The sequence below is a fragment of the Kribbella sp. NPDC048928 genome, assembly GCF_043197975.1.
In the GTDB taxonomy this organism is placed as follows: Bacteria; Actinomycetota; Actinomycetes; order Propionibacteriales; family Kribbellaceae; genus Kribbella.
This window is the reverse complement of record NZ_JBICUC010000002.1, coordinates 1,228,083-1,253,688: the sequence shown is the minus strand read 5'-3', so window position 1 is coordinate 1,253,688 and position 25,606 is coordinate 1,228,083. Positions and strand designations below refer to the sequence as shown.

The 25,606-nt window shown below is 68.5% G+C and carries 23 protein-coding genes; 3 read left to right on the top strand and 20 right to left on the bottom strand.

Going from position 1 to position 25,606, the window contains the following annotated elements; translation table 11 throughout:
- Positions 1–206 precede the first annotated feature (206 nt).
- Genes ACGFI6_RS13025 through ACGFI6_RS12990 form a run of 8 tightly spaced genes read right to left on the bottom strand, consistent with a single transcriptional unit; the run spans position 207 to position 11,970 of the window.
- Positions 207–1,523: an alpha-L-fucosidase gene (locus tag ACGFI6_RS13025; RefSeq protein ID WP_393117936.1), complete on the bottom strand. Its 1,317-nt coding sequence runs from the start codon at positions 1,521–1,523 to the stop codon at positions 207–209.
- Positions 1,523–2,890 (bottom strand): FAD-binding oxidoreductase, encoded by a 1,368-nt coding sequence (locus ACGFI6_RS13020; protein WP_393117934.1) that lies wholly within the window; start codon positions 2,888–2,890, stop codon positions 1,523–1,525. Before ACGFI6_RS13020 ends, ACGFI6_RS13025 begins: the two co-directional genes overlap by 1 nt.
- Complete coding sequence (locus tag ACGFI6_RS13015; RefSeq protein WP_393117932.1) at positions 2,880–3,746, bottom strand: U32 family peptidase; 867 nt, start codon at positions 3,744–3,746, stop codon at positions 2,880–2,882. Before ACGFI6_RS13015 ends, ACGFI6_RS13020 begins: the two co-directional genes overlap by 11 nt.
- Positions 3,743–5,047: a DUF2088 domain-containing protein gene (locus tag ACGFI6_RS13010; protein WP_393117930.1), complete on the bottom strand. Its 1,305-nt coding sequence runs from the start codon at positions 5,045–5,047 to the stop codon at positions 3,743–3,745. Before ACGFI6_RS13010 ends, ACGFI6_RS13015 begins: the two co-directional genes overlap by 4 nt.
- Entirely contained in the window at positions 5,047–6,834 is a 1,788-nt protein-coding gene (locus ACGFI6_RS13005; RefSeq protein ID WP_393117929.1) for an IlvD/Edd family dehydratase, read from the bottom strand. The genes ACGFI6_RS13010 and ACGFI6_RS13005 overlap by 1 nt, the downstream gene beginning before the upstream one ends.
- Entirely contained in the window at positions 6,831–8,354 is a 1,524-nt protein-coding gene (locus tag ACGFI6_RS13000; protein WP_393117927.1) for an aldehyde dehydrogenase (NADP(+)), read from the bottom strand. Before ACGFI6_RS13000 ends, ACGFI6_RS13005 begins: the two co-directional genes overlap by 4 nt.
- Positions 8,351–9,244, bottom strand: a complete 894-nt coding sequence (locus tag ACGFI6_RS12995; RefSeq protein WP_393117925.1) for a fumarylacetoacetate hydrolase family protein — start codon at positions 9,242–9,244, stop codon at positions 8,351–8,353. Before ACGFI6_RS12995 ends, ACGFI6_RS13000 begins: the two co-directional genes overlap by 4 nt.
- A gap of 11 nt (positions 9,245–9,255) precedes the next feature.
- A complete protein-coding gene (locus ACGFI6_RS12990) occupies positions 9,256–11,970 on the bottom strand; it encodes a UxaA family hydrolase (protein WP_393117923.1) in 2,715 nt (904 codons plus the stop codon).
- Positions 11,971–12,090: 120 nt separating this feature from the next.
- On the opposite strand from ACGFI6_RS12990, the gene ACGFI6_RS12985 reads away from it, so the two are divergent.
- Both ACGFI6_RS12985 and ACGFI6_RS12980 read left to right on the top strand, forming a co-directional pair.
- A complete protein-coding gene (locus tag ACGFI6_RS12985) occupies positions 12,091–12,771 on the top strand; it encodes a GntR family transcriptional regulator (protein ID WP_393117921.1) in 681 nt (226 codons plus the stop codon).
- On the top strand, positions 12,768–13,175 hold the full coding sequence (locus ACGFI6_RS12980) for a hypothetical protein (protein ID WP_393117919.1): 408 nt from the start codon (positions 12,768–12,770) through the stop codon (positions 13,173–13,175). The genes ACGFI6_RS12985 and ACGFI6_RS12980 overlap by 4 nt, the downstream gene beginning before the upstream one ends.
- A gap of 9 nt (positions 13,176–13,184) precedes the next feature.
- Here the strand turns inward: ACGFI6_RS12980 and ACGFI6_RS12975 are convergent, their stop codons facing one another.
- On the bottom strand, positions 13,185–13,925 hold the full coding sequence (locus tag ACGFI6_RS12975; RefSeq protein WP_393117917.1) for a hypothetical protein: 741 nt from the start codon (positions 13,923–13,925) through the stop codon (positions 13,185–13,187).
- 75 nt (positions 13,926–14,000) lie between these two features.
- On the opposite strand from ACGFI6_RS12975, the gene ACGFI6_RS12970 reads away from it, so the two are divergent.
- Positions 14,001–14,912, top strand: coding sequence for a LysR family transcriptional regulator (locus ACGFI6_RS12970; RefSeq protein ID WP_393117915.1), 912 nt, complete (start codon positions 14,001–14,003; stop codon positions 14,910–14,912).
- A gap of 2 nt (positions 14,913–14,914) precedes the next feature.
- Here the strand turns inward: ACGFI6_RS12970 and ACGFI6_RS12965 are convergent, their stop codons facing one another.
- The 11 genes from ACGFI6_RS12965 to ACGFI6_RS12915 form a co-directional block, all read right to left on the bottom strand.
- Entirely contained in the window at positions 14,915–16,501 is a 1,587-nt protein-coding gene (locus ACGFI6_RS12965; protein WP_393117913.1) for a phosphodiester glycosidase family protein, read from the bottom strand.
- A 63-nt stretch (positions 16,502–16,564) separates the two neighbouring features.
- Positions 16,565–16,903, bottom strand: a complete 339-nt coding sequence (locus ACGFI6_RS12960; RefSeq protein ID WP_393117911.1) for a VOC family protein — start codon at positions 16,901–16,903, stop codon at positions 16,565–16,567.
- 122 nt (positions 16,904–17,025) lie between these two features.
- Positions 17,026–18,222, bottom strand: coding sequence for a Gfo/Idh/MocA family protein (locus tag ACGFI6_RS12955; RefSeq protein WP_393117909.1), 1,197 nt, complete (start codon positions 18,220–18,222; stop codon positions 17,026–17,028).
- A gap of 223 nt (positions 18,223–18,445) precedes the next feature.
- Positions 18,446–19,129: a glycerophosphodiester phosphodiesterase gene (locus tag ACGFI6_RS12950; protein WP_393117908.1), complete on the bottom strand. Its 684-nt coding sequence runs from the start codon at positions 19,127–19,129 to the stop codon at positions 18,446–18,448.
- Positions 19,126–20,442, bottom strand: coding sequence for an ABC transporter substrate-binding protein (locus ACGFI6_RS12945; RefSeq protein ID WP_393117906.1), 1,317 nt, complete (start codon positions 20,440–20,442; stop codon positions 19,126–19,128). The genes ACGFI6_RS12950 and ACGFI6_RS12945 overlap by 4 nt, the downstream gene beginning before the upstream one ends.
- 2 nt (positions 20,443–20,444) lie before the next feature.
- Positions 20,445–21,260 (bottom strand): carbohydrate ABC transporter permease, encoded by an 816-nt coding sequence (locus tag ACGFI6_RS12940; protein ID WP_393117904.1) that lies wholly within the window; start codon positions 21,258–21,260, stop codon positions 20,445–20,447.
- Complete coding sequence (locus ACGFI6_RS12935) at positions 21,257–22,207, bottom strand: carbohydrate ABC transporter permease (RefSeq protein ID WP_393117903.1); 951 nt, start codon at positions 22,205–22,207, stop codon at positions 21,257–21,259. The genes ACGFI6_RS12940 and ACGFI6_RS12935 overlap by 4 nt, the downstream gene beginning before the upstream one ends.
- Positions 22,204–23,022, bottom strand: coding sequence for an inositol monophosphatase family protein (locus ACGFI6_RS12930; protein ID WP_393117901.1), 819 nt, complete (start codon positions 23,020–23,022; stop codon positions 22,204–22,206). The genes ACGFI6_RS12935 and ACGFI6_RS12930 overlap by 4 nt, the downstream gene beginning before the upstream one ends.
- Before the next feature lie 41 nt (positions 23,023–23,063).
- A complete protein-coding gene (locus ACGFI6_RS12925) occupies positions 23,064–24,449 on the bottom strand; it encodes an MFS transporter (RefSeq protein ID WP_393117900.1) in 1,386 nt (461 codons plus the stop codon).
- Positions 24,446–24,880: a MarR family winged helix-turn-helix transcriptional regulator gene (locus ACGFI6_RS12920; protein WP_393117898.1), complete on the bottom strand. Its 435-nt coding sequence runs from the start codon at positions 24,878–24,880 to the stop codon at positions 24,446–24,448. Before ACGFI6_RS12920 ends, ACGFI6_RS12925 begins: the two co-directional genes overlap by 4 nt.
- Before the next feature lie 22 nt (positions 24,881–24,902).
- A complete protein-coding gene (locus tag ACGFI6_RS12915; RefSeq protein WP_393117896.1) occupies positions 24,903–25,598 on the bottom strand; it encodes an MgtC/SapB family protein in 696 nt (231 codons plus the stop codon).
- Positions 25,599–25,606 lie beyond the last annotated feature (8 nt).

Below are 25,606 nucleotides of genomic sequence, written 5' to 3'. Positions count from 1 at the left end.
CGGATCGCGCACCGTGGGGATCACGTGTGGTGCGAAGCCGACTGCTCCGACTGGATCCGGGTGGTCTCAGTCCAGGAGTAATGAACGTAAGGACAGGTAGTACTCGGTGCGGACCTAGTACACCTGAGCGTAAATCTGCTCGTGCGTACACCGTCTCGCCGGTGTACTACCTGTCGTTAGAGCACCTGAACCCCCTGGTGACGGAATCACACCGGGCCCTCCGAAGGCTCGGTTCCTGGTTCGACTCCTGGCAGGGGGACGTACGGATCGAAGTGCACCGCGAGCGAGACCTCAGCCTCGCCGCGGGACGACAGGATGCGGAGACGCACGTCGTCGACTGACAGCGGCTCGTTCAGCGGCAGCAGCCGGCGATGGCCGACCGTGGTGCCGCTCAAGATCTCGTGCCACGAGCCGTCGACGAGTGCATCCACCGCGAAGGACTCGATCTGCTGTCCCCCAGCGATGTTCTCCCGGAGGTCCAGTACGTTGATGGTTGCCGGAAGCACCAGATTCGTGTCGTAGTACTCCCGCACCGCGGCACCGAAGGCCGTCAGCACCTCGACGTCAGCGTCGGCGAACAAGCCACAGCGGTCGGGTGGGACGTTGAGGAGAAGGACAGCGTTGCGGCCCACCGATTTGCGATAGATGTCCAGGAGTTCGGTGAGCGGCTTCACGGCCGCGTCCTCGGACGCGTGGTAGAACCAGCCGGGCCGGATCGACACGTCGACCTCTGCCGGGTACCACCGCAGCTCATCGGCCTGCGCCAGCTGCTCGGGCCCGGCCACGTCAACAGCCGATTGCGCCGCGACCATTGACCCGTTCGCGAACGGCACGACGCTCCACTCGGTCTCCCGCGCGAACCCGTCTTCGTTGCCGACCCACCGCACGTCCGGCCCGCCGACCGCGATCGTCGCATCCGGCGCCAGCCGCCGGATCAGATCGAACCAGTCCTCGAACGCGTACGTCTGCGCAGTACTCGTCGGGTTCGCGCCATCCAGCCAAACCTCGGCGATCGGCCCGTACGAGGTCAGCAGCTCGTGCAACTGGTTCAGGTAGAACCGGTTGTAGTCGTCGACGACGTACTCGACATCGCCGATCCGCGATGCAACGGCCGGACTCCCGTTGCCGTAGTACCCACCGTCGCGCTTCTCCTGGTGCAGGTCCGCCGGCGACAGGTAGATCCCGAACCCGAGCCCGCCCGCCTGACATGCGGCCGACAACTCCCCCACCACATCGCGGCGGTATGCCGCCGCAACCGTGTGATCGACGTACTTGCTCGGCCACAGACAGAACCCGTCGTGGTGCTTCGCCGTCAGAATCACACTTTTGAACCCCGCGCCCACCAGCGTGGAGACCCACTGCGCGCAATCCAGAGCCGTCGGTGCGAACGCTGCCGGGTCGTCCAGCCCGGTCCCCCACTCCAGGTCGGTGAACGTGTTCGGTCCGAAGTGTACGAATGCAGTCAGCTCCTGCCGCTGCCACGCCAGCTGTCGCGCCGACGGACGGACCGCGGACGCGTCCATCACAACAGGACCTTTCCCGGATTGAGCAGGTTCAGCGGATCGAACGCAGCCTTGACGCGGCGGTGCAGTTCGAGGCCGACCGGACCGAGCTCGGTCTCCAGCCAGCTCGCCTTCAACGTACCGATCCCGTGCTCGCCGGTGATCGTCCCACCGAGCCGCAAACCCAGCTCCATCACCGCGCCGAACGCCTGCAGCGCCCGTGCCTCGGCCTCCGCATCGTTCCGGTCGAAGACCACAGTCGGGTGCATGTTCCCGTCACCAACGTGCCCTGGGCAACAAATCAGTACGCCGTACTTCGAGCCGATGTCCGCGATGCCACGGAGCAACGCGACCAGCTGCGAGCGCGGTACGGAGACATCGTCGATCAGCGTGACGCCGAGCGGCTCCAGCGCCGAGTTCACGAGTCGACGGGCCTCGAGCAGCATCCGCGACTCCTCCGCGTCCGACGCCTCGGCGACGTCGATCGCGCCGTGCGCGGAACAGATCGCCGCGATCCGCGCGACGTCGTCAGCGGCGCGTGCTCCCCGATCGGACTGCGCGAGCAGCATCGACCCGACGTCCTTGGGGAGACCCATGTCCCGATAGTCCTGGATCGCCCGCAACGTTGGCTGATCCAGGAACTCCAGCAGCGAGGGACGCAGGCCGGACGCCATCACCGCGGCGGCGGCCGCGATGCCGTCCTCGATCGTCAGGAAGGTCGCCGCGGCGGTCAGTGCGGCTTCGGGGGCGGGACGCAGCGCCAACGTTGCCTCGGTGACCACACCGAGCGTTCCCTCGGACCCGACGATCAGCCGCGTCAGGTCGTACCCGGCGACGCCCTTCGCCGCCCGCCGGCCGGTGCGAACCACCTCACCGGACGCCAGTACGACCTCCAGACCGCGGATGAAGTCCGACGTCACGCCGTACTTCACGCAGCACAGCCCGCCCGCGTTGGTCGCGATGTTCCCGCCGATCGTCGACATCTCCCACGACGACGGGTCCGGCGGGTAGAACAGGTCCTGCTCCAGAACAGCGCGGGACAACGCCGCGTTCACCACGCCCGGCTGGACGACGGCCACCTGGTCCTCGGCGGAGATTTCCAGGATCCGGTCCAACCGCGCGGTCGACAGCAGCAAGCACCCGTCGATCGCGTTCGCGGCCCCGGACAATCCGGTCCGCGCGCCCTGCGTCACCACCGGGACGCGCAGCTCGGACGCAACCTTCAGGACCGCCTGTACCTCGGTGGTCGACGCTGGTCGTACGAGGGCCCGCGGCGTACCCGCCGTACAGAAGGTCGCGTGATCATTGCGGTGACCGTCCAGGACGTCCGGATCGTCGACAACGTCGTCGAGGACCGACCGGAGCCGGTCTACCAGCTCATCCTTCATCTTGCTCCGCGAGCAACCGGAGGATCAGCTCGGCGCGGCGGACCCGTTCACGCCCGAGAGCTTCCGCCGTACCGGCGAGGTGGGCGCCGACCGGGTAGATGTTCGGAGCGTTCCGCAGCCCCATCTTCAAATACACCGGTGCCGCAAGGCGCACGATCTCCGGTACTTCATAGAAGCGGACGTGACCGCCCTGGTCGTCGGGAACCTCGATGTACATGTCGATCGGCACCGTCGTCACCGACCGAATCTCTGCGAGCAAGGGCACCGGCAGGTCGGTCGAAACGTTCAGACTGGTTGCCCCGAGGCGCTCGTACAGTCGGGCGGTCGGTGCGTTGGGCAACGGCATCAGCACCGATGTCTTCAGTACCAGATCCGCCGGCAGCTCGCCCTCGATCTTCAGCTGGCCAAGGATCTCCAGTACGCCGATGTCGCCGACCAGCAGGCTCCGTACGCCGAGCTCGACCGCGCGGAACGCATCGCACAACGACGCCGCGACCTGCTCGTTGCCGCGAGCAACGCCACCGACAGCGGCCGAAACCTTGGCCTGACCACCGATGTCCCACGATCCACGCGGCCCGAGGAAGAGGCAGACCTCGACACCGGACGCTGTGCCGAGCGACAGCATCTCCTCGATCTCGCTGTCGGTCAGCATCATCACGCCGCTGCCCTGCGACACCCGGTCGACCTTCACCCCACGTGCGGCGGCCTCCTCCATGACAGCGGTCATCACCCGCGGGCCCTCGCAGGACGGGATCTCCACCTTGTACGGCGAGCCGTCCGGGAAGGTCTTCGCCGACGTGTCCCCCGGCCGGAAGCCGCGGTCGGCGAGCAGGGCACGTGCTTCGCGAAGGTTCATCTGTCGCTCCAAGGTCCGAGTCGGCCGGCCGACGTCAGGCTCCGCGCCGTACCGGTGATCTCCAGGTCGAATCGTTCGGCCGCCTCGGTCAGCAGGGCCGGTGTCACCATCAGCTCGTTCGGCGACAGCGTGTCCTTGATCCGGGCCAGCCGGAGCTCGGACCAATGCCGTCGTCCGCACATCGTCACCGCTGCCAGTACGGCAGCCTCGTCGTCCTCCATCACCATCGGCAATCGCGAACGGCGCGCACCGCCCGCGCCGGAGGTCAGCGCGTTCACGTAACTCGCCCGCAGGTCGATCTGCTCGAGCAGACGCGCCGGGACGACGTCGGCCAGACCGAGGCCGGACGCGTTCCCGTGCGAGGCCGGCGACAGCGAGTGCACGCTGATCGCGGCGATGTTCGGCGACTCGAACTCGGGAATCCCGTGCACCCAGCAGCGGCCGATGACGTTGGTGTCCATGCCGGCGCCGGACTTGTCCTTGCCGAGCTCGTCGATCACCAGCACGTCGAGTTCGTCGAACGGCAGGCGGCCCAGCAGGCTGGATGCCCTTTGCAGCAAGGCGTTCTCGGCCGGGCCTGCGATGCCGTCGGGTTCGAGGAACTCGACGGCGGCGGTTTGTTCGAGGGCGTTCTCCAAGATCGCGAGGCCGCCGAGGATTTTGCCTTGTGCAACGATCATCTTGGCGGCGGCCTCGATGTTGCCGCCGAGCGACGGGATGCCGCCGGCATGCAGGGAGGCCGCGCCGCGATGGTTGCCGAGGCCGATCGCGAGGATCTTGGCGATGCCGCTCTCGATCGGGCCGTGGAAGTCGGTGTGCTGCTTGACGCGGTTCACCAGGAGGACGCCGTCCGCCTTGGTGGTGATCGCGTCGTGATGGACCTCGGTGCCGTCGGGCAGGGTGCCGACGAGCACCGTTTCCATCGTTGCTTCGATGGGGCAGCCAACGGATTCTGAGGTGATGCCGAGGCCCTCGAGCATCTCGCGCTGGCCGTCGGCGGTTGCGCCGCCGTGCGATCCCATTGCCGGTGTGACGAACGGTGATGCGCCGGCGTCCCGGAGCCAGTCCACGGCTGCTTTGACCACTGGTACGAGGTCGTGGATGCCGCGGCTGCCCGCTGTGACCGCGATCCGAGCGCCGGGTTGGATCCGCTCTCGCAGCGGTTCGAGAGCGGTGCGCGCGTCGCCGTACACATCCGCCGAGGACGGCAGATCCGAGAGGATCCGCCGAACCGGAGTCACCTGCGGGAGCTGGCCGTCCGGGCGCAACCCCCGGACGGCCTCGAAAGGTCCCCAGTTCATCAGTGGCTCTGACGGGCTACGGTGGAGCCGGTTCGGCCTACCAGGAAGTCGAGGTCGCAGCCCTTGTTGGCTTGGGTTACGTGGTCGACGTAGAGGCGGGCCCAGCCGCGGTCGGTCGGGGGTGTGGGTGGCTGCCAGTCGGCCCGGCGCTTCTCCAGTTCCTCGTCCGGTACGTCGAGGTGCAGCCGCCGCGCCGGTACGTCCAGCTCGATCCAGTCCCCGGTCCGTACCAGCGCCAACGGCCCGCCCACAGCCGCCTCCGGCGTGACGTGCAGCACCACGGTGCCGTACGCCGTACCACTCATCCGCGCGTCCGAGATCCGCACCATGTCGTCCACGCCGATCTCGGCGAGCTTCCGCGGGATCGTCATGTTGCCGACCTCGGGCATCCCCGGATACCCACGAGGACCAGCGTTCTGCAGCACGAGCACGGTGTCCTCGTCGACGTCGAGATCCGGATCCTCGACCGCCTTGTCGTACTCCTCGATGCTGCTGAACACCAACGCCTTGCCCCGGTGCCGCGACAGCCGCTCGGACGCGGCCGACTGCTTGATGACCGCACCGTCCGGCGCCAGATTCCCCTTCAGTACGGCCGTTCCGGCGCCGCTGCCGAGCGGATCGCCGACCGGGCGGATCACCGCGTACGTCTCGCTGCCGGCCGGGGCGCCGGGGTACGTCGCCTCGATCCGTTCCGCGTTCGCGACGTTCTCGCCGATGGTCTTGCCGGTGACGGTGATCGCCTCGGTCTTGAGCAGTGGCAGGATCTCCTTCAGTACGGCGGGCAGGCCGCCGGCGTAGTAGAAGTCCTCCATCAGGTACTTGCCGGACGGCTGCAGGTCGACGAGCCACGGCACGCCCCGCGCCCACTCGTCGATGTCGTCGAGCGTCACGTCGACGCCGATCCGGCCGGCGATCGCGAGCAGGTGGATGACGAAGTTCGTCGAGCCGCCGATCGCGGCGTTCGCGCGGACCGCGTTCGCGAACGCGTCCCGGGTCAGGATGTCGCTGATCTTCAGGTCTTCCTTGACCATCTCGACGATCCGCTGCCCGGACTTCTGCGCGACGACGTACCGACGGGAATCCACCGCGGGGATCGCGGCGGAACCGGTCAGCTGCAGGCCGAGTGCCTCCGCCATGCAGGCCATCGTGGAGGCAGTGCCCATGGTCATGCAGTGCCCGTTGCTGCGGGACTGCCCGGCCTCGGCCGCGGCGAAGTCGTCGGCGGACATCCGCCCGGCGTTCAGGTCCTGCGTGAAGCGCCACACGGCCGTACCGGAGCCGATGTCGCAGCCGCGGAATTTACCGTTCAACATCGGACCGCCGGTGACGACGATCGTCGGCAGGTCGACGCTGGCCGCGCCCATGATCGAGCCGGGCGTGGTCTTGTCGCACCCGGTCAGCAGCACCACACCGTCCAGCGGGTTGCCGCGCAGTGACTCCTCGACGTCCATGCTGAGCAGGTTGCGGAACAGCATCGCGGTCGGCCGCAGCAGCGTCTCGCCGAGCGACATCACCGGGAACTCCAGCGGGAATCCGCCGGCCTGCCAGACGCCGCGCTTGACCGACTCGGCCAGCCGGCGCAGGTGCGCGTTGCACGGGGTGAGCTCGGACCAGGTGTTGCAGATCCCGATCACCGGGCGTCCGTCGAACGCCTCCTCGGAGAAGCCCTGCGACTTCATCCACGAGCGGTGGATGAACCCGTTGCGCCCCTTCTCCCCGAACCAGTGGTCGAAGCTGCGTCGGCCGATGGGCTGATCCGGTTCGTCAACGGTCGGTTCGTCCGTCATCGCGTCACCTCACCTGTGGTCACGGTTCCGTTCACCCGGCGGGTGATCCCGGCCGGGTTGGAGTCCTTCAGTACGTCGGGGAGCACTACGTCAGGCGCGTCCTGGTACGCGACCGGGCGCTGGAAGCGGCGGGCCGCGGTGACGCCGACGCTGGTGTGGATCGATCCCACCGTCGACGGGAACGGGCCGCCGTGATGCTGCGCCCAGGACACGGCGACGCCGGTCGGCCAGCCGTTCCACAGCACGCGTCCGGCGCGCGCTGTGAGCAGCGGGAGGAGTTCACGAGCGAGCTCGGCATCGGAGTCCTCCGCGTGCAGTGTCGCCGTGAGGTTGCCGTCGAACGCTTCGAGCGCCTGCTTGAGCTCTTCGATGCCGTCGTACTCCACGATGATGGAGACGGGACCGAAGCACTCTTCGAGGATCTCGTCGCGGCGGGCGATCAGCTCCGGCACGGTGGTCTGGAGCAGCGTTGGGCCGGGCGTCCCGGCGTCGCCGGCTGTCGACCAGACGCGCAGGCCGTCGACCTTCTGCAGGCGGTCGAGGCCGGACGTGAAGCCACCCTCGATGCGATCGTTCAGCATCGGAGCCTGCGTTACGCCGCCGACCGCGTCGACGAGCTGATCCTGCAGCCCGTGGCCGGTCGGCAGGAACAACAGGCCGGGCTTGGTGCAGAACTGTCCGGCGCCGAGCGTGAACGAACCGACGTACCCACTGGCAATGTCCTTGCCGCGGGCATCGATCGCGGCCTGCGTGACGAACACCGGGTTCAGGCTGCCGAGCTCGCCGTAGAACGGGATCGGCTCCGGCCGGGTGACCGCGATCTCGTGCAGCGCCTTGCCGGCCGGGACCGAACCGGTGAAGCCGGCGGCGGTGATCCGCGGGTCCTTCAGCGCGGTGACGCCGACGTCGAAGCCGGTGATCAGACCGAACGTCCCGTCCGGCGCACCGGCCGCCTTCAGTGCCTCGACCATGACCTCGGCGGTCCGCGCGGACAGCTCCGGGTGGCCCGGATGCGCCTTGACGATCACCGGGCAGCCGGCGGCGAGCGCGGACGCGGTGTCGCCGCCCGGGACGCTGAACGCGAAGGGGAAGTTGCTGGCGGCAAACACCAGGACGGGACCGAGCGGTACGAGGACGCGGCGCAGATCCGGCCGCGGGACCGGCTTCGCCTGCGGATCGTTGGTGTCGATGATGACCTCGAGGAGCGAACCCTCTTCGAGTACGTCGGCAAACATCCGGAGCTGCCCCGTACTCCGCGCGACCTCACCGGTCAGGCGCGCTTCGGGCAGCGACGACTCCCGCATCGCGATCGGAACCAATTCCCCGGAGGCGGCGTCGAGCGCATCAGCAACCGCACGAATCCACCCGGCCCGCACGGCGGGCTCCGAGGAACCGAAGGCGGGTGCGGCAGCCGCGGCTGCGGCAAGCGCCTGCTCCAGCTGAGCGGGGGACGTGTCGCCGATGCTTGCTGGGGCGGATGCCGCTCCGGTGGCTGGCGTGTGGTCGGTGCCCGGGGTCATCGGATTCCTTCCAGGTTGTCGGTGGCCAGGAACTCGAACGGTTCGCGGCCGGTGGCGACGGTGTTGGTGAGCGTGCCGAGCTCGTCGATGGTGATCGTGATGACGTCACCCTCGGCGAGCGCGAAGTCGAGCTCCGGGACGATTCCGGTGCCGGTCGCGAGGATCACGCCGTCGGGGAAGTCGTTCGGCAGGAACAGTACGTCGATGAGGTCCTGCAGCTCCCGGACGAGCTTCTCGGTGGACGTCGTGCCGCTGAACACCTCGGCGCCGGCACGTGTGATGACCACGCTGATCCCGAGGGCCTTCGGGTTCGGAACCTCCCAGACCGGGCGGATCCCGGACGCGAGTGCACAACCGCCCGCGAACAGCTTCGCCTGCGGGACGTACAGCGGGTTCACGCCCTCGATCGAGCGCGAGCTCATGTCGTTGCAGATCGTGAAGCCGACGATCTCACCGTGGCTGTTGGCAACGACCGCCAGCTCCGGCTCGGGGACGTCATGACCGGAGTCGGAGCGGATGCCGACCGGCTCGCCGTCCACAACCACGCGCCAGGCCGGGGCCTTCTGGAACAGCTCGGGGCGGTCGGCGGTGTAGATCTTGTCGTACACCGACTGCTCGGTGCTCTCCTCCATCCGGGCACCGCGCGAACGCTCGTACGTCACGCCCGCGCACCACACCTCACCGCGCCCGTCGAGCGGCGGCAGGAACTTCAGCCCCTCGGCCGGCAGCTCGCCGCCGACCTTGGCGGTCGCCGCCTTCAGCTCCGCGAGCGGCAGCCGGAGCAGCTCGGCGAAGCTGTTCACCCCTTCGAGTTGAGCGACCGTGCCGCCGGTGCGGACACCAGCGGCCGGACGGCCGTCGACCGGGGACAGATAACGGACCAGGTGCATGGACAGACCTCTCACATCGATGTTCCGAGCAGACCACGGGTGATCTGGAAACCTATGTTGCCGGAGGCAACCGCCTTCGGCACGAGCCGGCGGCCGGCGACAGCGGCGATCGTGTCCAGCCCGATCCGGGCCTGCTCGGCCGCGGCACCTGTGGCCACGGCGTCCAGGTCGTCGCCGTACGTCGCCACTGTCTCCGGATCGTTGCTGAACTCGACCACCGGGACGAACCGCTGCGCCGACAAGGTGCCGCCGGCAACATGCGCGAGGATCTGCTGGACGCCGGTCGCGCCGAAGCCGGTCGCGGTCTCCATCCAGTCTGTCCCCGGCATCCGCATCACGTGCCACCCCGGCGCCGCGAGCCGCTGCCCGTGCGCGACGGTCGGCCCGACCGCGTCGGCCGACCCGAAGGCTGCCGTACGGAAGTTGTCATGGGCAAGCAGTGCGCCACGCGACGACAGTACGACGGATCCGCCCGAGCCCACGATCTCCTGGCCGATCAGCGCCAGCGCCTCGGCGGTCTCGTCGGAGAACGTGCCACGCGCTTCGAGACCGATCGTGAGCGCGCCGAGAGCACCGGACTGCGCCAGCGGGTCCGCGAGGTCGAAGCTGCTGAACCAGTCCTTGACCCTGCCACCGACCGCATCCAGACCGCCGTCCGCCTGGATGCTCGCCCAGCCGAAGCGCGACGGATCCGCACCCGCCTCGACAAGCCGCGAACGGAAGTAGTCGTTGTGCGTCTTCTCGCAGCCGTGCTCGAGGAGCAACGCCATCCGGGTGTTCGGATGCAGCAGGTAGCCGAGCATGATCCGCGCGAAGGTCTCCTCGGACGCGCCGCCGCTGCTGCCGCAGCCCTCGGTGTGCGGGAGGGCGACCATCCGGGTCACCGCGTGGCCGGCCCACTTCTCCAGCTCCGCCTGGGCGGCGATCCGCAGGGCGATCTGGCCGGAGCACAAGCTGGTCGGGAGGATCAGGCCGACGGCCTCAGGGACCAGCCGATCGTCGACCTTGAGCAGGTCGGCGAGGGTGCGGCCGTCTGAGGTCAGGCCGCGGTGCGGAAGACCGTCGAGGGGGGCGTCGCGGTCCTCCATCGGCAGGTCGGCGAGCTTGCGCGCCATCCGGCCGTCGGTGGTGATCGAGATGCCTTCCCGCGGACCGGTCTGCTTCCAGTTCCGCCAGATCGACACCTGGCTGTGGCCGGCGCGTTCGCCCGCACTCTTCTCCCCCGATGCCACCCTGACGACGAGGTCGAACGTCTCCACGGTCAGGTCCGCCATCGACGTACCGGTCAGGTACTTGCCGGCGTCGACGTCCATCTCGGCGTGCAACCGCTCGTACCGCGCGCTCGTGGTGACGAACTTCAGCGTCGGAACGAACGGGAAGTTGGTGATCGACCCGTTGCCGGTGGTGAAGAAGATCAGGTTGCAGCCGCTGCCGATCTGGCCGGCCACCGATTCGAGGTCGTTGCCGGGACTGTCCATGAAGATGTATCCGTCGCCGGGCAGCGGTTCGCCGTAGTCGATGACGTGATCCAGCCGGACCTCGCGCGGGAGCTTGCGGGCGGCGCCGATCGACTTGAGCACGATGTTGTAGAGCCCGCGGTACACGTTTCCGCCGGACGGGTTGCCCTCGGCGGTGTGGCCGTGCCAGCCGACGCGTTCCTTGAACGACTTGATGGTGGCCAGAAAACGTTTCGCGGTCGCCAGGTCGCGGACGTTCTTCAGCACGTACGGCTCGGCGCCGATCAGTTCGTCGGTCTCCGCGAGGACCGCGGTACCGCCGTTTCTGATGATTTCCGCGCTGACCTGGCCGGCCAGCGGGTTCGCGGAAATTCCGGAAAACGCATCACTTCCGCCGCACTGCAGGGCGATCTTGAGATCCGCGAGCGGCACCTCGACGCGCGGCTGCGCGTCCACCACCGGCAGCCACGGCTCGATCAGCGCACCCGCTGCGGTCAGGTCGTGCTCGAAGCCGGCGCTGCGGGTGAAGTACGCGTGCGGGACCTTGATCGACGGGTAGTTGTGCTCGGCCAGGAAGTCCTTGATCGCCTGACCGGAGACCACGTCACCCTCGGTGTCGACGATCAGCACGGCGCCGACGTTCGGGTTCAGAGTGAAGCCGCCGAGCGTCGCGAGCAGGAAGTGCAGGTTGTTCGGTACGTCGTCCTCGCCACCCTCGGTGTGCGCGACCGGCACGACACCGTCACCCGCGGCTGCACCGTCGAAGCGCCGCGCGAGCTCGGTGACGAACCCGCTGCTGCGCGAGCTCGTCGCCAGCAGGACGACGTGGTTCCGCGTGCCGGCCGGTCCCTGCTCGCGCGGGTAGCCGAGGAACGTACCGGGCTGCTCGACGCTCGTCACCTGGGCGCCGAAGTACAGCGCGGACTCGTCCAGCTCGTACGGATCCAAGGGCTCGTTGGTCGTGGACGGCTCGGTCGGCAGGCCCTCCACACCCCGGGCGGTGACAGCGGCCAGACTGGTCGGCGTACAGACGTAGTCGCCCGGGGCCAGATCGCGGGACGCGCGCGCGAACGCGGTGTTCCACGAGGTCAGGGCGTCGCCCTTCGCAACAGGCGTGACCACGAAGCGGTGCCCTTCGAGCACCGTGTGTGGCAGCGTGACCGTGGTCCCCCCGAGCTCGACCTCGGTGCCGGCCTCCAGCCGGGCGGAGGCGATCGCGACGTTGTCCCCTGGCTCGGGTAGCACGCCGATCTGTTCGAACCTCACCATCGTTCGCGACTCCCCATAGCTAGACCCTGCCGAAATCGTGCATGATGCATGATTACCAGTGTTACCCTGCCGAAACCTGACCGGTGGGGTCAAGACCGAGACCAGATTCCGGAGAACCTGATGAGCGAGCGTGCGGCGCCGGTGGATCGGCGGCTGCTCCGGCGGCAGATGCTCGCCGACGACGTGTACGAGGCCATCAAGACGATGCTGATGGACCACGTCATCCGGCCCGAGGCGCGGATCTCGATCGACGGGCTGGCCCGCGAGTTCCAGGTCTCGTCGACCCCCGTACGGGAGGCGCTCGCGCGGCTGGAGTCCGAGGGGCTGGCGGTCAAGGAGCCGTTGAAGGGCTACCGCGCGACTCCGCTGCTGTCGCTCGAGGAGTTCGATGACCTGTACCGGTTCCGGCTCCTGCTCGAGCCGTGGGCGGCCCGGCGCGCGGCCGAGCTGATCTCCCCCGACGGCGTCGCGCAACTGCGGGCCGAGCTGGCGACCGCGGTCGAGCCGACGTCGATCGACTACGCCGGGTACAAGTCGCTGACCGTGCATGACAACCGGTTCCACTCGCTGATCGCGTCGCTGTCCGGGAGCGAGCAGGTCCGCTCGGCCTTCGAGCGGACCCACTGCCACCTGCACATCTTCCGGCTGCACTACGACCGCGACATCGGCCCCGAGGTCCTCACCGAACACCGGATGCTCGTCGAGGCGATCACCTCCGGCGACCCGCGCGCCGCCGAGTCGGCGATGACCCGCCACATCGAGAACTCGATGACCCTGCGGTTGCGCCGCCTCTACGAATGACCCGCCGCCCGTTTCCGCTGGCGATCCCGCCCGAACTGACGGCGTACATCCTCGACTTCCACTGGGACGTCGACCTGCTGCACGCCCTCGACCTGCCGACGATCGAGCTACCCGTGGCCGAGTTGGCCCACCACCTCGACCTCCCGTTCTGGGCGTACGACGGACCATTCAAGGTCACGCCCCATCAGGTTGCGGCCGATCCGCTGACCTACCAGGCGCAGTACGACCGCACGCTCGCCGCGGATCTCCGCCACCCCCTCGACGTCGTACGTCGCCCAGACAACCGCCTGACCATCCTCGACGGCATCCACCGCCTCCTCCGAGCAGAACTCGAAGGCCGCACGACAGTCAGCGCCCGAGTCCTACCCTGGTCCGCCCTGGACCAAATCGCCGTTCGCGACTGATCGCCTCACTTACCTCGCATTCGTCGTGCGGTTGTCTACGGCGAGCAGCGTGCCGAAAGCGGCGAGGGCCGTCGGTGCTCCGGCGCTGCGCAGGACCGACCAGAGCAGGACCTGGTTCGCCTCCAGGACGAGGCGCCGGGTCCGGGTCTCCAGCGCGTGGACGGCCCGGGCGGCCCGGAAGCCGTTCCCGCCTAGGAACACGGCATCGGCCCGCGGACTCAGGTGCTGAGCGACGTACTCGACGACCATCGCCGGCTCGATCTTGTCCGGGTCGTCGGGCAGGTCCGCCAGTCGAGCTTCGACAACCTCGAAACCTTGGCTGCGGAAGTACTCGGCACCGAGGTCGTTGAGCGACTGCCCGAACCACGGCGGATGGACGAGGCTGACACTCCGGACTTGCCGGAGCCGTAGGGCCGCTACCGCCGACAGGCTGGTGCTGCACACCGGTACGTCCCAACGAGCGCGAAGTCGTTCCACGAGTGCGGTCTCGGCGGCGTACCCCACGGCGTACCCCAAGCTCGTCGAGGCAATGCCGAGCACGTCTGCGGCAGGCGAGAGGATCGACGCGGCATCGTCGAGAACTTCCGCCTGGGCGCGGAGAGCCTCCACCCGGGCGACGCCAACGACGGGGCGGACTCGTGAGGTCTCGACGCGCACCAACCCCGGCGCCAACTCCGGGAACTCGACGTCGGCGCCCGCGGCCGTGTGCGGCGTCAGCACGCCCACTGTGATCTTCTCGCCGACCTTCATGATCCCAACCCTCGCAGCGGGCGCAGACGTCATCAACGCCGAACTGCTGCAGGCAGCGTGTACTCTCGCTCAACGATGCCCGACGTGGAAATGCGCGACCTGCGACTGTTCCTGGTGCTCGCCGAGGAGCGGCATTTCGGACGTACGGCCGACCGGCTCGGCCTCACGACTTCACGTGTCAGCCAGGTGCTGAGCGCCCTCGAACGGAAGCTCGGCGGCCAACGGCTCTTCCACCGGACCAGCCGCGTCGTCGAGCTGACCGATGCCGGACGCACGCTGTACGCCGAACTCATCCCGGCAATGGCAGGCGTCGATCGCGTCCTCCGAACGGCCAGGTTCCGCAGCTCGGGTCCCGGTGTGGTCCGGCTGGGTCTGCTGAACGCAGCCTCCGGCGTGGACGTCCTGAGTCGAGCGATCGAGCGGTTCGAGGCGACGTACGCCGGGGCCAGGGTGGAGCTGAGCACCACCGGATTCGATGATCGTCTCGGTCCGCTGCGTCGACGCGAGGTGGACCTGGTCGTGACCCGGCTCCCACTCGACCAGCCGGACATCGTCATCGGTCCGGTGCTGAGCGCCGCGGATCAGCGCGTCGTCATGGTCGGCCGGACCCATCCGCTCGCCGACCGCGCCGTCCTGAGCATCGAGGACCTCGCGGATCACGACGTCAGGCGTCCGTACGGGCTCTCCCCCGAACTGGCCGAGGCGACCTGCCCGGCCCGTACGCCCTCGGGGCGCCAGATCCGGTTCGTCGACGCCGAGGTCGACGACAACGCCGAGCTTCTCTATCTCCTTGCCCGCGGCAACCTTGTGCACCCGACGGTCGCGCCGTTCGCGGCGCACTTCCAGCATCCCGGCGTACTCGCCGTCCCGTTGGCCGATCTACCGCCTTCGGTTTGCGCACTCGCCGCACTGCGTGGGGTGGAGGACCCGAACCGCGACGCCTTTCTCGACACGATCGAGCAGCTCCACACCCAAGGTGTGACCTAGCGCTACTTGGTGATGACGAGGGCGTCGCCTACCGGGCGTTCGCCGGCGGCGTCGGAGGGGGTGTTGAGGACGGTGCCATCGGCAACCATCGTGGTGGAGCCGCCGCCGTCGAGGTTGATCGCTTCGCGCAAATGGAAGGACTTCGCGACCGCGGCGGACTCGGAGATGGACAGGCCGAGGCTGTTCACGTTGCGGCCGTCGGCGGTGATCAGGACGGTACGGCCGTGGTCGTCGACGCCGGCGATCGTGCGCGGGTTCCGCTTGTGCACCCAGCCGTAGTAGAAGCTCGGGGTGTCCTGCACCATCCCGTCCGCGGCGGCGGTCGCGTGGATGCGGCCGTCGCGGACCAGTTCCGGTCCGCCGTTCACGATCGTCGTACGGCGCGACAGCGGGACCGGGCGCCCGTGGTCGTCGAGCAGCGTCGACCGGATCGACAACGACTTCCCGACCTTGGCGGCGGCGAGCAGCGGCGCGACCATCGCGCCGATCGCCTGGACGGTGCGGCCGCCCTCGGGAATCGCACCACCTCGGGAGGTACGTACCGCGGTGACCATGCCGCGCCGGTCGAGGATCACCTCGGCGCCCGGTCCGCTCGGAGTGAGTGCGGCGTACGAGGCGTCGAACGCGATCAGCTCGTCGGGATCGGTGCACGTGGTGTCGTGCATCGGCTTCGCGGTCGGCAGATCGTCGGCGGTGCCACCGCAGTTGCGGATCAGGCCGGGAACCCGGTTCAGGCCGTCGAGCGGGAGCGGCTTGCCGACGCCACGGACCTCGCCGCGCCACGTGAAGCGGTCGACCGACGTACCGCGCGGGCCGAGCACGAGCGCCGGGCGGCCGTTGGTCGGTTCGCTGACCAGGCGTCCGTCGTACACGCCGATGCCGGCCGGATCACCGGGTGCTCCGGACTTCGGGTCGAGGACGAAGAAGCCGGCGTTCACCGCGGCCGTCGCCCCGGTCAGGGTCGCCAGCGTGCTGGTCGTCTCGCGCTGCTCGATGTCTTGTCCGTACGTCGCGTCGAGCGTGCCGTGGAACTTCTTCGGGTCGATCGTCAGCACCTGGACGTGCCACGGGCCGGTCGATCCGGCGATGTCGTCGGGCTCGCCGTCCCAACCGGTGTAGAGACTCGAACCGTTCAGCCCGGCCGCGATCACCTTGGTCCGCAACGCGTCGGCCTCCGCCTTGGTGGCGAACAGCCCGAGCCGCACGCGGTACCCGAGACTGTCACCGCCCGCGTCGGCGAGCCGCGGCGTCGGCACGTTCTCAACGCGCGGCTCGAGGCCCGCGGCACGCAGCTTGTCGGCCGCCTTGTTGGCGCCGGCCTCGTCGGACAGCGCGGCCGCGGGCGCATCAGGATCCGGCGACGAGGACGGGATCGAGACCTCGACCGTCCAGCCGGCGCTGGTGTCGCTCTGGCCGCGGACGATCGTGGTCAGGGTGACGCCGGGCTGCATCGTCCGGGTGTCACGGGTCTCGGTCAGGTTGGCCGGACCGAGGGGCAGGTGCTCGGTCGGCGGGGTGGCGACCGCAGTGGTGCCACCAAGGGTCAGGGACAGACAGAGGGCAGACAGGCCCAGGCGTCGCAGGGTCATAGGACGTTCCTACGTTCACCGCCGCCACGCCGCAACCCGACCCGAGAGTCCCGCACCTGAACATCACTCCAACGGCGCCCCGCCGTACGACACCTCGTTCCCGTCCGGGTCGAGGAACGTCGCATGCCGCACGCCGTTCTCGTACGTCTCACGCACCACCGGCTCGAGCCCGCGCTGGGCGATCCCGTTCAGCACACCGTCGAAGTCCTCGACGAACAACGTGTGCTGCGCGTGGCCCGCGTGTTCCGGAACGACCTCGATGTACAGGTACTGGTGCTCGCCCAGCTCCCACACCGCCTCGACGTCGTTCGGCAGGAAACTCGGTGGTCCGCCGAGCAGCTTCTCGTACCAGGCGACGGCCGTCTCGTAGTCACGGACGGAAATCCCGGCGAAGAGGTCCATACCGGATGCTATCGGCCGGAGGCGTACCTAAGGACGGGTAGTGGTCGGCTGATCCGCCGGAATCGGCGGGCGCTCACGCCTGGCGAGTCGCCGTTGGAGCCGACCACTACCCGTTCTTATGTTCAGGCAGGAGCGTCGCCGTGGTCGGGGATCTCCAACTGGACGCCGCCCTGGAGGGCGGACTGGTGGGCGTAGATGCCGGGCAGGGTGTAGCGGGCGGAGACCCAGGCGTTGATCGGCGGCAGGGTCTTGTCGGCGACCGCGCGGACGAAGTCGTCGGCGAGGAAGTGGTGCGAGCCCTCGTGGCCGTTGTGCAGGCCGGCGAACTCCGCCGGCAGGCGGCTGCGGTCGTGGACCGGGGACAGCCCGGAGCGGAACGCGTCGCGGAGCGCCGGGTCGACGTTCGCCAGGTCGGCGTCGTCGTGCGAGCCGCTCGCGCTGGTCTCCATCAGGTTGCTGACGTCCTCGACGCCTTGCTTGTTCTGCCAGAGCGTCGTGGTGGCGAGCTGTTCGAAGCTGCCCTCCGTGCCGAACACCCGAAGCCGCGACTCCCGGATGTGCGACGGGTAGCCGACGCGGCGCATCTCGTTGGTCCGCATGATGCTGCCGTCGGCGAGCTTGAACAGCGCCGTCGCGTTCGAGAAGTCGTTGTCGAACTGGCTGATCTCCTTGTCGAAGACGCCGTCACCGCGGTCGTCCTTGACGCCGATCGCCGACACGTGGGTGGCGTGCTGACCGGTCACCGAGAGAACGTTGCCGACCGCATGCGTCGGGTAGAGCAGCGGCGGGAAGGACGCGGTCTTCTTCCAGTCCTCGCCACCGGAGTACTGGTACGCGGCGTAGAACCCGAGGTCCATGTCGTGGACGTAGTCGCCCTCGGAGTAGAACACCCGGCCGAATGCGCCGTCGGCGAGCTTCTGCCGGCAGTAGACCGACGACGGGTAGTAGAAGCTGGTCTCACCCATCATGTAGGTGAGGCCGGTCTCCTTGACCAGCTCGATGATGCGGGCGATCTGGTCCGCCTGGATTGCCATCGGGACCGTGGAGTACACGTGCTTGCCGGCCTCGAGCGCCTTGATCGCCATCTCCCCGTGCAGCCAGCGCTGTGTGAAGATCGCGACCGCCTGCACGTCCGACTCGAGCATCTCCTCGAACGACGTGTGCGTCACCGTGATGCCCTGCTTCGCGGCCATCTCCGCCGTCCGCTCCGGGACGACGTCGGTCAGCCGCACCTCGGACACGTCCGGGTGCGCCGACCACAACCGCAGGAACGACGGAGCGAACTGCCCCGCCCCGACCACACCGATGCTGATTCCCATGCGGAGTAGTCGATCACACATTTATGTTCTACGGAAGAACAAATTCAGACGTTGGAACATGTGACAAGCGCCGCCCCCGCCAGCGGGTGGGGTGGGGGCGGGTGCGTTGGGAGCGGCGGGCTCGGTGGTGGGGCGGGTCGCCAGGCCATCACAATCGGCGAGTGGCTCGATCCGCAGGCGCGACGGGCTCGGTAGGTGCGGATTGTGATGGCCTGGGGGTCCGCTAGGTCGGCGGGTTGAGTAGGTGGGGGTTGTCTGTGGTGATTCCGTCGACGCCCAGGGCGGTGGCTTGGGCTAGGGCGGCTGGGTCGGGGATGGGCCAGGCTGTGACCTTGAGGCCGGCGGCGTGGAGCTCGGCTACGGCGTCCGGGGTGAGGCCGGCCAGGCCGCAGAGGGACCAGGTGGCGCCGGCGGCGCGGGTGCGGGTGATGACTTCGGCAACCTCCGGCGTGCGGCCGAAGATGTGGCCGGTCTCGACCTCCGGGAACAGTTCGCGGATCGCGAGCAGGATCTCGGGGTGGAACGACGTGACCAGCGTGCGCGCCGCGAGCGCCGGGTCGGCCTTGAGTGATTGCGCGAGGAGCGGTACGGCGGCCTCCGCCTTCACCTCCGCCTGGATGCGGATGTCGATCGCGGCGACGGTCTCCGCCCAGGTCGGGATGTGTTCGCCGAGGCCGGCGTCGAGGGCGCGCAGTTCGGCGAGCGTCAGCGCGGCGACCTCGCCCGACCCCGACGTCGTCCGGTCGACGGTCGCGTCGTGCATGATCACGAGCTCGCCGTCCGCACTCACCCGCAGGTCGAGCTCGATCTCGTCGCACCCGTCCGCGACCGCCCGGCGGAACGATCGCAACGTGTTCTCCGGCTCGGCGCCGACCGCGCCTCGGTGGCCGGTGATGATCGTGGTCACAGAACCTTCTCCTCGTACAGGCGCTTGACCTCGTCGCCGATCGCGTCCAGACGTTTGGCGACGGCGGCGAAGACCTTCTTGGGCTGGGTGTTGTCGGAGTAGATCTGCTGCAGCCCGGTGTAGATCTCGACGTTCGCGTTCCGCCCGTACAGCCGGATGGCGTCCTGCTGGCGGGCGATCGCGAGCTGTGCGATCGCGACGCCGAAGTTCGGGTTGTCGGCGATCAGCTTCTTCAGGTCCGGATTGTCCTGGGCCGCGTCGACGACCGGCAAGTACCCGGTCTGGGTGGTCCAGAACGCCGAGTTCTCCGGCTCGGCGAGGAACTCGAGGAACGTCGCCGCGGCCTGCTTGCGTTCGGTGGTGATGTTGCGCATCATCCCGATCCCGCCGCCACCGGTCGCGATCCCGGACGCGACCTCGGACGGGATGAAGCCGACGCCGACCGGGAACTTCGCCTTGGTCGTCATGCTCTTCAGACCACCGGTCGACTCCTGCATCATCGCGACCAGCCCGTTCGCGAAGTCGGTACTCGGGCTGTGTGCCATGTACGCGAGCTTGTCGTCGTGCACCATCCGCCGCTGCCACTCGCCGGCCGCGACCGCACCGGCCTCGTCGATCGTGACGTCGAGGCCCTTCGAGTACGCACCACCGAACTGCCAGACGTTGCCCTGGAACTGCCAGTCGCCGTCGATCTTCGCGAACGCCAGCGTCCGCATCGACCGCCCACCGGCCTGCACCTTGGACAGCTCCGGGCCCCACGAGCGCAGCTCGCTCCAGGTCCGCGGCGCCCGGTCCGGCAGGCCGGCCTTCTTGAAGGCGTCCTTGTTGTAGTACAGGATCGGCGTACTCCGGGCGAACGGGACCGCCCAGCTCTGTCCCTTCACGACGTACTCGCCGAACAGCTTCTTCTGGAACACGGCCGGCCCGAACCCGTCGGTAAAATACGCGTTCAGCGGCTCGAGCGCCTCGTTCAGGAAGAACCGTTCCCAGGTCACGTCGGACAGGATCGCGAGATCCGGCGCCTGCTTCGCGACCAGCGCCGCGGCGACCTTCTGGGCGACGTCGTCGTAGCTGCCCTGGAACTGCACCTCGACGAACACGTCGTCCTGCGAATCGTTGAACTTGCCAACGAGTTTGTCGACGGCCTTGCCGTTGGCCCCGCCGTACGAGGTCCAGAACACGACCCGTACCCGATTGCCGTACTTCTTCGGCACCGAGCCGGGCGGCTGCGAGTACACCGCGTCGATCGACCGGTAACCGCAACCGGCCAGAGACGCACCAGCCGCCACCCCAAGGAACATCCTGCGCTTCATCGTCATCCCTTCAACGCTCCTTGGGTGAGGCCGCCGACGATGTAGCGCTGGGCGATCAGGAAGATCACCAGCATCGGCGCCAGCACCATCAGCGTCGCCGCCATGATGGTCCCCCAGCTCGCCACGCCTTCCTCGGTCTTCAGGATCAGCAGGCCGATCGGAAGGGTTCGCATCGAAGCGGAGTTGGTGACGATCAGCGGCCAGACGAAGCTGTTCCACTCCTCCACCGCGGTGATCACCACGACGGTGATCAGCATCGGCCGTGACATCGGCAGCACCACTCGCCAGAGCGTTCGCAGATGCCCGGCACCGTCGACTGCGGCGGCGTCGGTCACCTCGGTCGGCAGGGTGAGGAAGTGCTGCCGCATCAGGAAGGTCGCGAACGCCGAGCCGATGCCCGGGATGATCAGGCCGGCGTAGGTGTTGATCCAGCCGAGCGACGCGACGGTCAGGTAGTTCGGCAGCAGGGTCACGTGTCCCGGCACCATCATCGCGCCGAGCACCCCGAAGAACAGCACCTTCTTGAACGGGAAGCGCAGGAAGGCGAACGCGTACGCAGTCAGCACCGCGTTCACGACCTTGAGCAGCGTCCCGAGGACCGTCGTGATGGTGGAGTTCAGGAAGAAGCGGTCGAACGGCGCAGCCTCCCACGCGAGCTTGAAGTTGTCCCAGCTCAGGTGGTCCGGCCACCAGACCGGCGGCCAGCTGTAGATCTCGGTCGGGGACTTGATCGTCGTGGAGATCAGCCAGTACAGGGGGCCGAGGAACACGGCCGCCACCCCGACCAGTACGACGTACTGGATCGCACGTGTCTTCATCGGTAGTGCACCCGCCTCTCCATCACCCGGGCCTGCACGGCGGTGACGACGAGCAGGATGGCGAACATGATGATCGACAGCGTCGCCGCGCGGCCCGCGTTGAACGCCTGGAAGCCTTCGTTGTAGATCGACCAGCTGAGCGTGGTGGTGGCATCACCAGGGCCACCACCGGTCATCACCGCGATCACGTCGAACGCCTGGAAGGTACCGATCACGGTGGTGATCAGCAGGAAGAAGGTGATCGGGGCAAGCAACGGCAGCTTGATCGCGCGGAACCGCGTCCAGGTGGACGCGCCGTCGATCGCGGCCGCCTCGTCGAGATCCTTCGGCAGGCCCTGCAGGCCGGCCAGGTAGATCAGCGCGGCGAAGCCGACGTTCTTCCACAGGTAGACGATGACGAGTCCGGGCAGCGCCCAGTCGGAGCTGTTCATCCAGTCCGGCGGCTCGGCGCCGAATGGCTCGATCAGCGCCCGCATCAGGCCGTAGCCGGGGTCGAAGATGAACGCCCAGATGGTCGCGACGGCGGCACCGGAGAGTACGTGCGGTGCGAACGCGATCGTACGAACCGCGCCGCGGCCCTTCAGCGGCAGGTTGAACAGGAACGCCAGCGCGAGCCCGATGACCAGACTGCCGGCCACGATCAGCCCGGTGAACACGACCGTGATCCACACCGTCTTGTGGAACGCCGGGTCGGTCAGCGTCCGGCCGTAGTTGGCCAGGCCAATGAACTTCGGGCGGGCGGCGATCATGTTCCAGTCGGTCAGACTGAGGAACGCGTTGTAGATGATCGGCCAGTACGCGAAGACCGCGATCACGATCAGGTTCGGCGCGACCAGCAACGCGAACAGCCCGTACTCGCGCCGTCGCCGGCGTTTCCGCTGATCGTTGCCGGTAGCAATTGTTCGTTCGTCCGGATGCGTCCGGGCCGGTAGGTCCGTAACCGTCACACCGACCTCCTGGTGAGTAGCTCGAGAAGCGGGTCGGCCACTGACGGGGCAGCGGCCAGGATGCCTTGGGGGAATGCGCGGACGACGGTGGCGCCCGCCTCGGCGGCGATCAGCGCACCGGCGGCGACGTCCCACGGCTGGATGACGTGCTCGTAGTACGCATCTGCCGTGCCGTCGGCGACCGAGCACAGGTCGAGCGCGGCCGATCCACCGCGGCGGATGTCACGCACCGCGGGAAGCAAGTCTTGCAGGAGCGCGGCCTGCTCCGCGCGCCGGTCCGGAAGGTACGAGAAGCCCGTACTCACCAGAGCCGTCGCCAATGCGGTCGCCCGCAACGGTCCGAGCGGTACGTCAGCACGCGCGGCGCCGACGCCCTGCACGGCGGATCGCGTCGCGCCGGCGCCGCGGACGGCGGACCAGGTTGTACCGGTGCGGGGCTGGTGGACGACGCCGGCAAGGGCGCCGTTCTCGTCCTCGACGGCGATCGAGACGCTCCAGTCGGGGCGGCCGTAGAGGTAGTTGACCGTGCCGTCGAGCGGGTCGATCACCCACGTGAGCCCGCTGGCCGACGGACGGGAGGCGCCCTCTTCGCCGAGCAGGCCGTCATCGGGGCGGTCCGCGGTGAGACCGTCGACGATCAGCTTCTCGGAGGCGCGGTCGGCAGCACTGACCGGGTCGCTCGCGGAGCTCTTGGTCTCGACACCGGCCGCATCGATCGACAGACTCTGCTGCCGCGCCAGCAATTCCTCGCCCGCCGCGATCGCCAGCCGGACGGCCAGTTCGCGGAGGTCAACAGGGTTCGGAGCGGTGGGCATGCCGGTGAAATTATCACCGAACGATGGTTACGTATAGAGAATCATTGTGATTTTCTCACGAAGATCACATCCAGGAGCAGAATCGTTGCAATCCCGCCGACCAGCAGTCCGAGCCGGTGCAGGCCGCCATCCGTTGCCGGACCGGCGAACACCAGCGCGATCGCCGCCGCAGCAAGATTCGCGCCGACGTACTGAGACGTCCGGAACAGCCCCGCAGCAGCGCCGGCGACCTCGGGCGGCGCCGCGCGATAGACCGCCAGTTGGTTGCCCAGGCCGTTGAATCCGTTGGGTACGCCGAGGATCGCACTGATCAGCACCAGCACGATGATCGGCGTACCGGCATGCACTCCGAACGCCAGCGCAGCGCCGCCGACCAGCAGACCCGCCGAGCCGATCACGAGCAGCAACCGAGGGCCGTGACGACGGGCGAGGCGGGTCGCGATCGCGACCGTGATCGCTCCGAGCGTGGCGATCGGCAGGACGACCAGCCCGACCTTGGTGGGGTCGAGGCCGCGGGCCTGCTCCAGCCAGCCGGGAAGACCGTAGAAGATCGCGTAGAAGGCAACGTACGTGAGCATCGTGCGCAGGTACCCGAGCGAGAGCGGCGCGCTGCGGGCGAGCAACCGTACGTCGACGAACGGTGTACTGGAGCGACGCTCCCAGACGATGAAGACGACCGTGATCGGGATCGCTGCCCCGAGCAACCACCAGGTCGGGTGGGTGGTGAGCGACAGCAGGACGAGCATCAGCGCGGTCATCGCGAGCGTGAAGAGGACCAGCCCGGCCAGGTCGATCTCGCGCCACACCTTGCGGTCGTCGTCGGCCGGCCGCGGTGGATCCTTGGGGACCAGGCGCAGTACAGCGATGCCCGCGATCGCTGCGACCGGGAGGTTGACGAGGAAGATCGCCTGCCAGTCGAACGTACCGACGAGGAACCCGCCGACGCTCGGGCCGAGCGCCGCGGACGTCTGCGCGAAGACCGACAGCAGCCCGAGGGCGCCGACCGCGGAGGCCTTCCGGCGGTCGGCGATCCGGCGGATCATCGCCACGCCGGACGGGAACTGGGTGCCGGTGCCGATGCCGAGCAGGACCCGGGCCGCGATCAGCCAGCCGAGGCTCGGCGACAACGGGGCCAGCGCGGACACGACAGCCACCAGTACGAGGCCGGCGAGGAACACGCGCCGCGCACCGAGCAGGTCCGCCAGGCGGCCGGCCGTCGGCGCCGAGACCGCGGTCGCGAGGTACAGCCCGGAGACCAGCCATTGCGTCTCGGTCCCCGCGTGGAAGTCCGCGCCGATCGCCACCAGCGCGACGGCGATCATCGACGAGTTCAGCGGCTGCAGGAGCGTGCCGAGCCCCACAGAAGCGGCGTACCGCGATGGCAACCCCGCCTGCTCGCCGACCTCCTCCTCGGCAACCTTGGTCATGCCGGCGGCACCTCGGAGAGCTTGTTCATGAGGCGGGCGGCGAGGTGCAGCAGGTCCTGCTCGGTGGGCGTGAGGGTCGCGTCCATCGCCTTGGCCAGAAAGGTGTCCCGGCGGCGACGATCGTCGCGTACGAGGGTGGCGCCGCTCGTGGTGATCTTCAGCAGAACCTGGCGTCGATCGTTCGGGTTATCAGCACGGCTGATCAAACCGGAGCCGACCAGCTCCGTGGTTGCGCGCATCATGGTCTGCGGGGTGACGCGCTCGGCGGCGGCCAGCTCGGCGTTGGTCATCGGACCCTCGCGCTCCAGCCAGCCGAGTGCGTTGAGCTGCGAATAGCTCAGCTCACCCTCGGGACGCTCCTGCCGCAACCGGCGCACCAAGCGGAACAGGCTGGTACGAATCTCATGAGCGGCAGCGTCCGACACAGGCATATCATCAGCTTAGCTGATGGTTTCAATCGTCGTCGTCGTTGCGCAAACGCACTCCGGTCACCCCGTCGAGGTCGTCGAGCGCGATCACCAGGTCCTGCAACGGGGGCCGGCCGGTGAACCGCATCGACGCCCGGACCTGCGGGCGATCGCCGTCGCGATGCACCTCGGTCCCGAGGACGGACGCCTCGAACCCCATCGCCGTCGCGGTCGCCAAGATCGATCGCAGGACGCCGGAACCGTCGTCGTACCGGACCGTGACGATGCGGCGGCGATCCGGCGACGGAAGGAACCGCCCGAGCCGGGCGAACGGGCCGACCGCCACCAGGTGCAGCACGGTGGCCGCGACCGCCAGCACCGGCATCCCGGCGCCGCAGGCCATCCCGATCGCGGCGGTCATCCAGATGGTGGCCGCCGTGGTGAGCCCGCGGACCACGTCCCGGCGCATGAAGATCACACCGGCGCCGAGGAAGCCGACGCCGGACACGACCTGGGCCGCGATCCGGGACGGGTCGAGGTTCACGTCGGTCCCGAGGACGGAGTCGAACCCGAACCCGGACACCAGCGTGAACAGGGCCGCTCCGCTGCCGACCAGCGTGTGGGTGCGCATTCCCGCGCTCTTCTGGTGCACCTGGCGCTCGATGCCGATCACCATCGACAGCACGAATGCCATCAGCAGCAGGAGCAGCTCGGTCCAGGTGGAGGAGGTCGCAAGTTTCATGGCTCAGG

Excerpts from the sequence above, each read along its gene's own strand:
- ACGFI6_RS13025 (WP_393117936.1), bottom strand. The coding sequence starts at position 1,523 with ATGGACGCGTCCGCGGTCCGTCCGTCGGCGCGACAGCTGGCGTGGCAG.
- ACGFI6_RS13020 (WP_393117934.1), bottom strand. The coding sequence starts at position 2,890 with ATGAAGGATGAGCTGGTAGACCGGCTCCGGTCGGTCCTCGACGACGTT.
- ACGFI6_RS13015 (WP_393117932.1), bottom strand. The coding sequence starts at position 3,746 with ATGAACCTTCGCGAAGCACGTGCCCTGCTCGCCGACCGCGGCTTCCGG.
- ACGFI6_RS13010 (WP_393117930.1), bottom strand. The coding sequence starts at position 5,047 with ATGAACTGGGGACCTTTCGAGGCCGTCCGGGGGTTGCGCCCGGACGGC.
- ACGFI6_RS13005 (WP_393117929.1), bottom strand. The coding sequence starts at position 6,834 with ATGACGGACGAACCGACCGTTGACGAACCGGATCAGCCCATCGGCCGA.
- ACGFI6_RS13000 (WP_393117927.1), bottom strand. The coding sequence starts at position 8,354 with ATGACCCCGGGCACCGACCACACGCCAGCCACCGGAGCGGCATCCGCC.
- ACGFI6_RS12995 (WP_393117925.1), bottom strand. The coding sequence starts at position 9,244 with ATGCACCTGGTCCGTTATCTGTCCCCGGTCGACGGCCGTCCGGCCGCT.
- ACGFI6_RS12990 (WP_393117923.1), bottom strand. The coding sequence starts at position 11,970 with ATGGTGAGGTTCGAACAGATCGGCGTGCTACCCGAGCCAGGGGACAAC.
- ACGFI6_RS12985 (WP_393117921.1), top strand. The coding sequence starts at position 12,091 with ATGAGCGAGCGTGCGGCGCCGGTGGATCGGCGGCTGCTCCGGCGGCAG.
- ACGFI6_RS12980 (WP_393117919.1), top strand. The coding sequence starts at position 12,768 with ATGACCCGCCGCCCGTTTCCGCTGGCGATCCCGCCCGAACTGACGGCG.
- ACGFI6_RS12975 (WP_393117917.1), bottom strand. The coding sequence starts at position 13,925 with ATGAAGGTCGGCGAGAAGATCACAGTGGGCGTGCTGACGCCGCACACG.
- ACGFI6_RS12970 (WP_393117915.1), top strand. The coding sequence starts at position 14,001 with ATGCCCGACGTGGAAATGCGCGACCTGCGACTGTTCCTGGTGCTCGCC.
- ACGFI6_RS12965 (WP_393117913.1), bottom strand. The coding sequence starts at position 16,501 with ATGACCCTGCGACGCCTGGGCCTGTCTGCCCTCTGTCTGTCCCTGACC.
- ACGFI6_RS12960 (WP_393117911.1), bottom strand. The coding sequence starts at position 16,903 with ATGGACCTCTTCGCCGGGATTTCCGTCCGTGACTACGAGACGGCCGTC.
- ACGFI6_RS12955 (WP_393117909.1), bottom strand. The coding sequence starts at position 18,222 with ATGGGAATCAGCATCGGTGTGGTCGGGGCGGGGCAGTTCGCTCCGTCG.
- ACGFI6_RS12945 (WP_393117906.1), bottom strand. The coding sequence starts at position 20,442 with ATGAAGCGCAGGATGTTCCTTGGGGTGGCGGCTGGTGCGTCTCTGGCC.
- ACGFI6_RS12940 (WP_393117904.1), bottom strand. The coding sequence starts at position 21,260 with ATGAAGACACGTGCGATCCAGTACGTCGTACTGGTCGGGGTGGCGGCC.
- ACGFI6_RS12930 (WP_393117901.1), bottom strand. The coding sequence starts at position 23,022 with ATGCCCACCGCTCCGAACCCTGTTGACCTCCGCGAACTGGCCGTCCGG.
- ACGFI6_RS12925 (WP_393117900.1), bottom strand. The coding sequence starts at position 24,449 with ATGACCAAGGTTGCCGAGGAGGAGGTCGGCGAGCAGGCGGGGTTGCCA.
- ACGFI6_RS12920 (WP_393117898.1), bottom strand. The coding sequence starts at position 24,880 with ATGCCTGTGTCGGACGCTGCCGCTCATGAGATTCGTACCAGCCTGTTC.
- ACGFI6_RS12915 (WP_393117896.1), bottom strand. The coding sequence starts at position 25,598 with ATGAAACTTGCGACCTCCTCCACCTGGACCGAGCTGCTCCTGCTGCTG.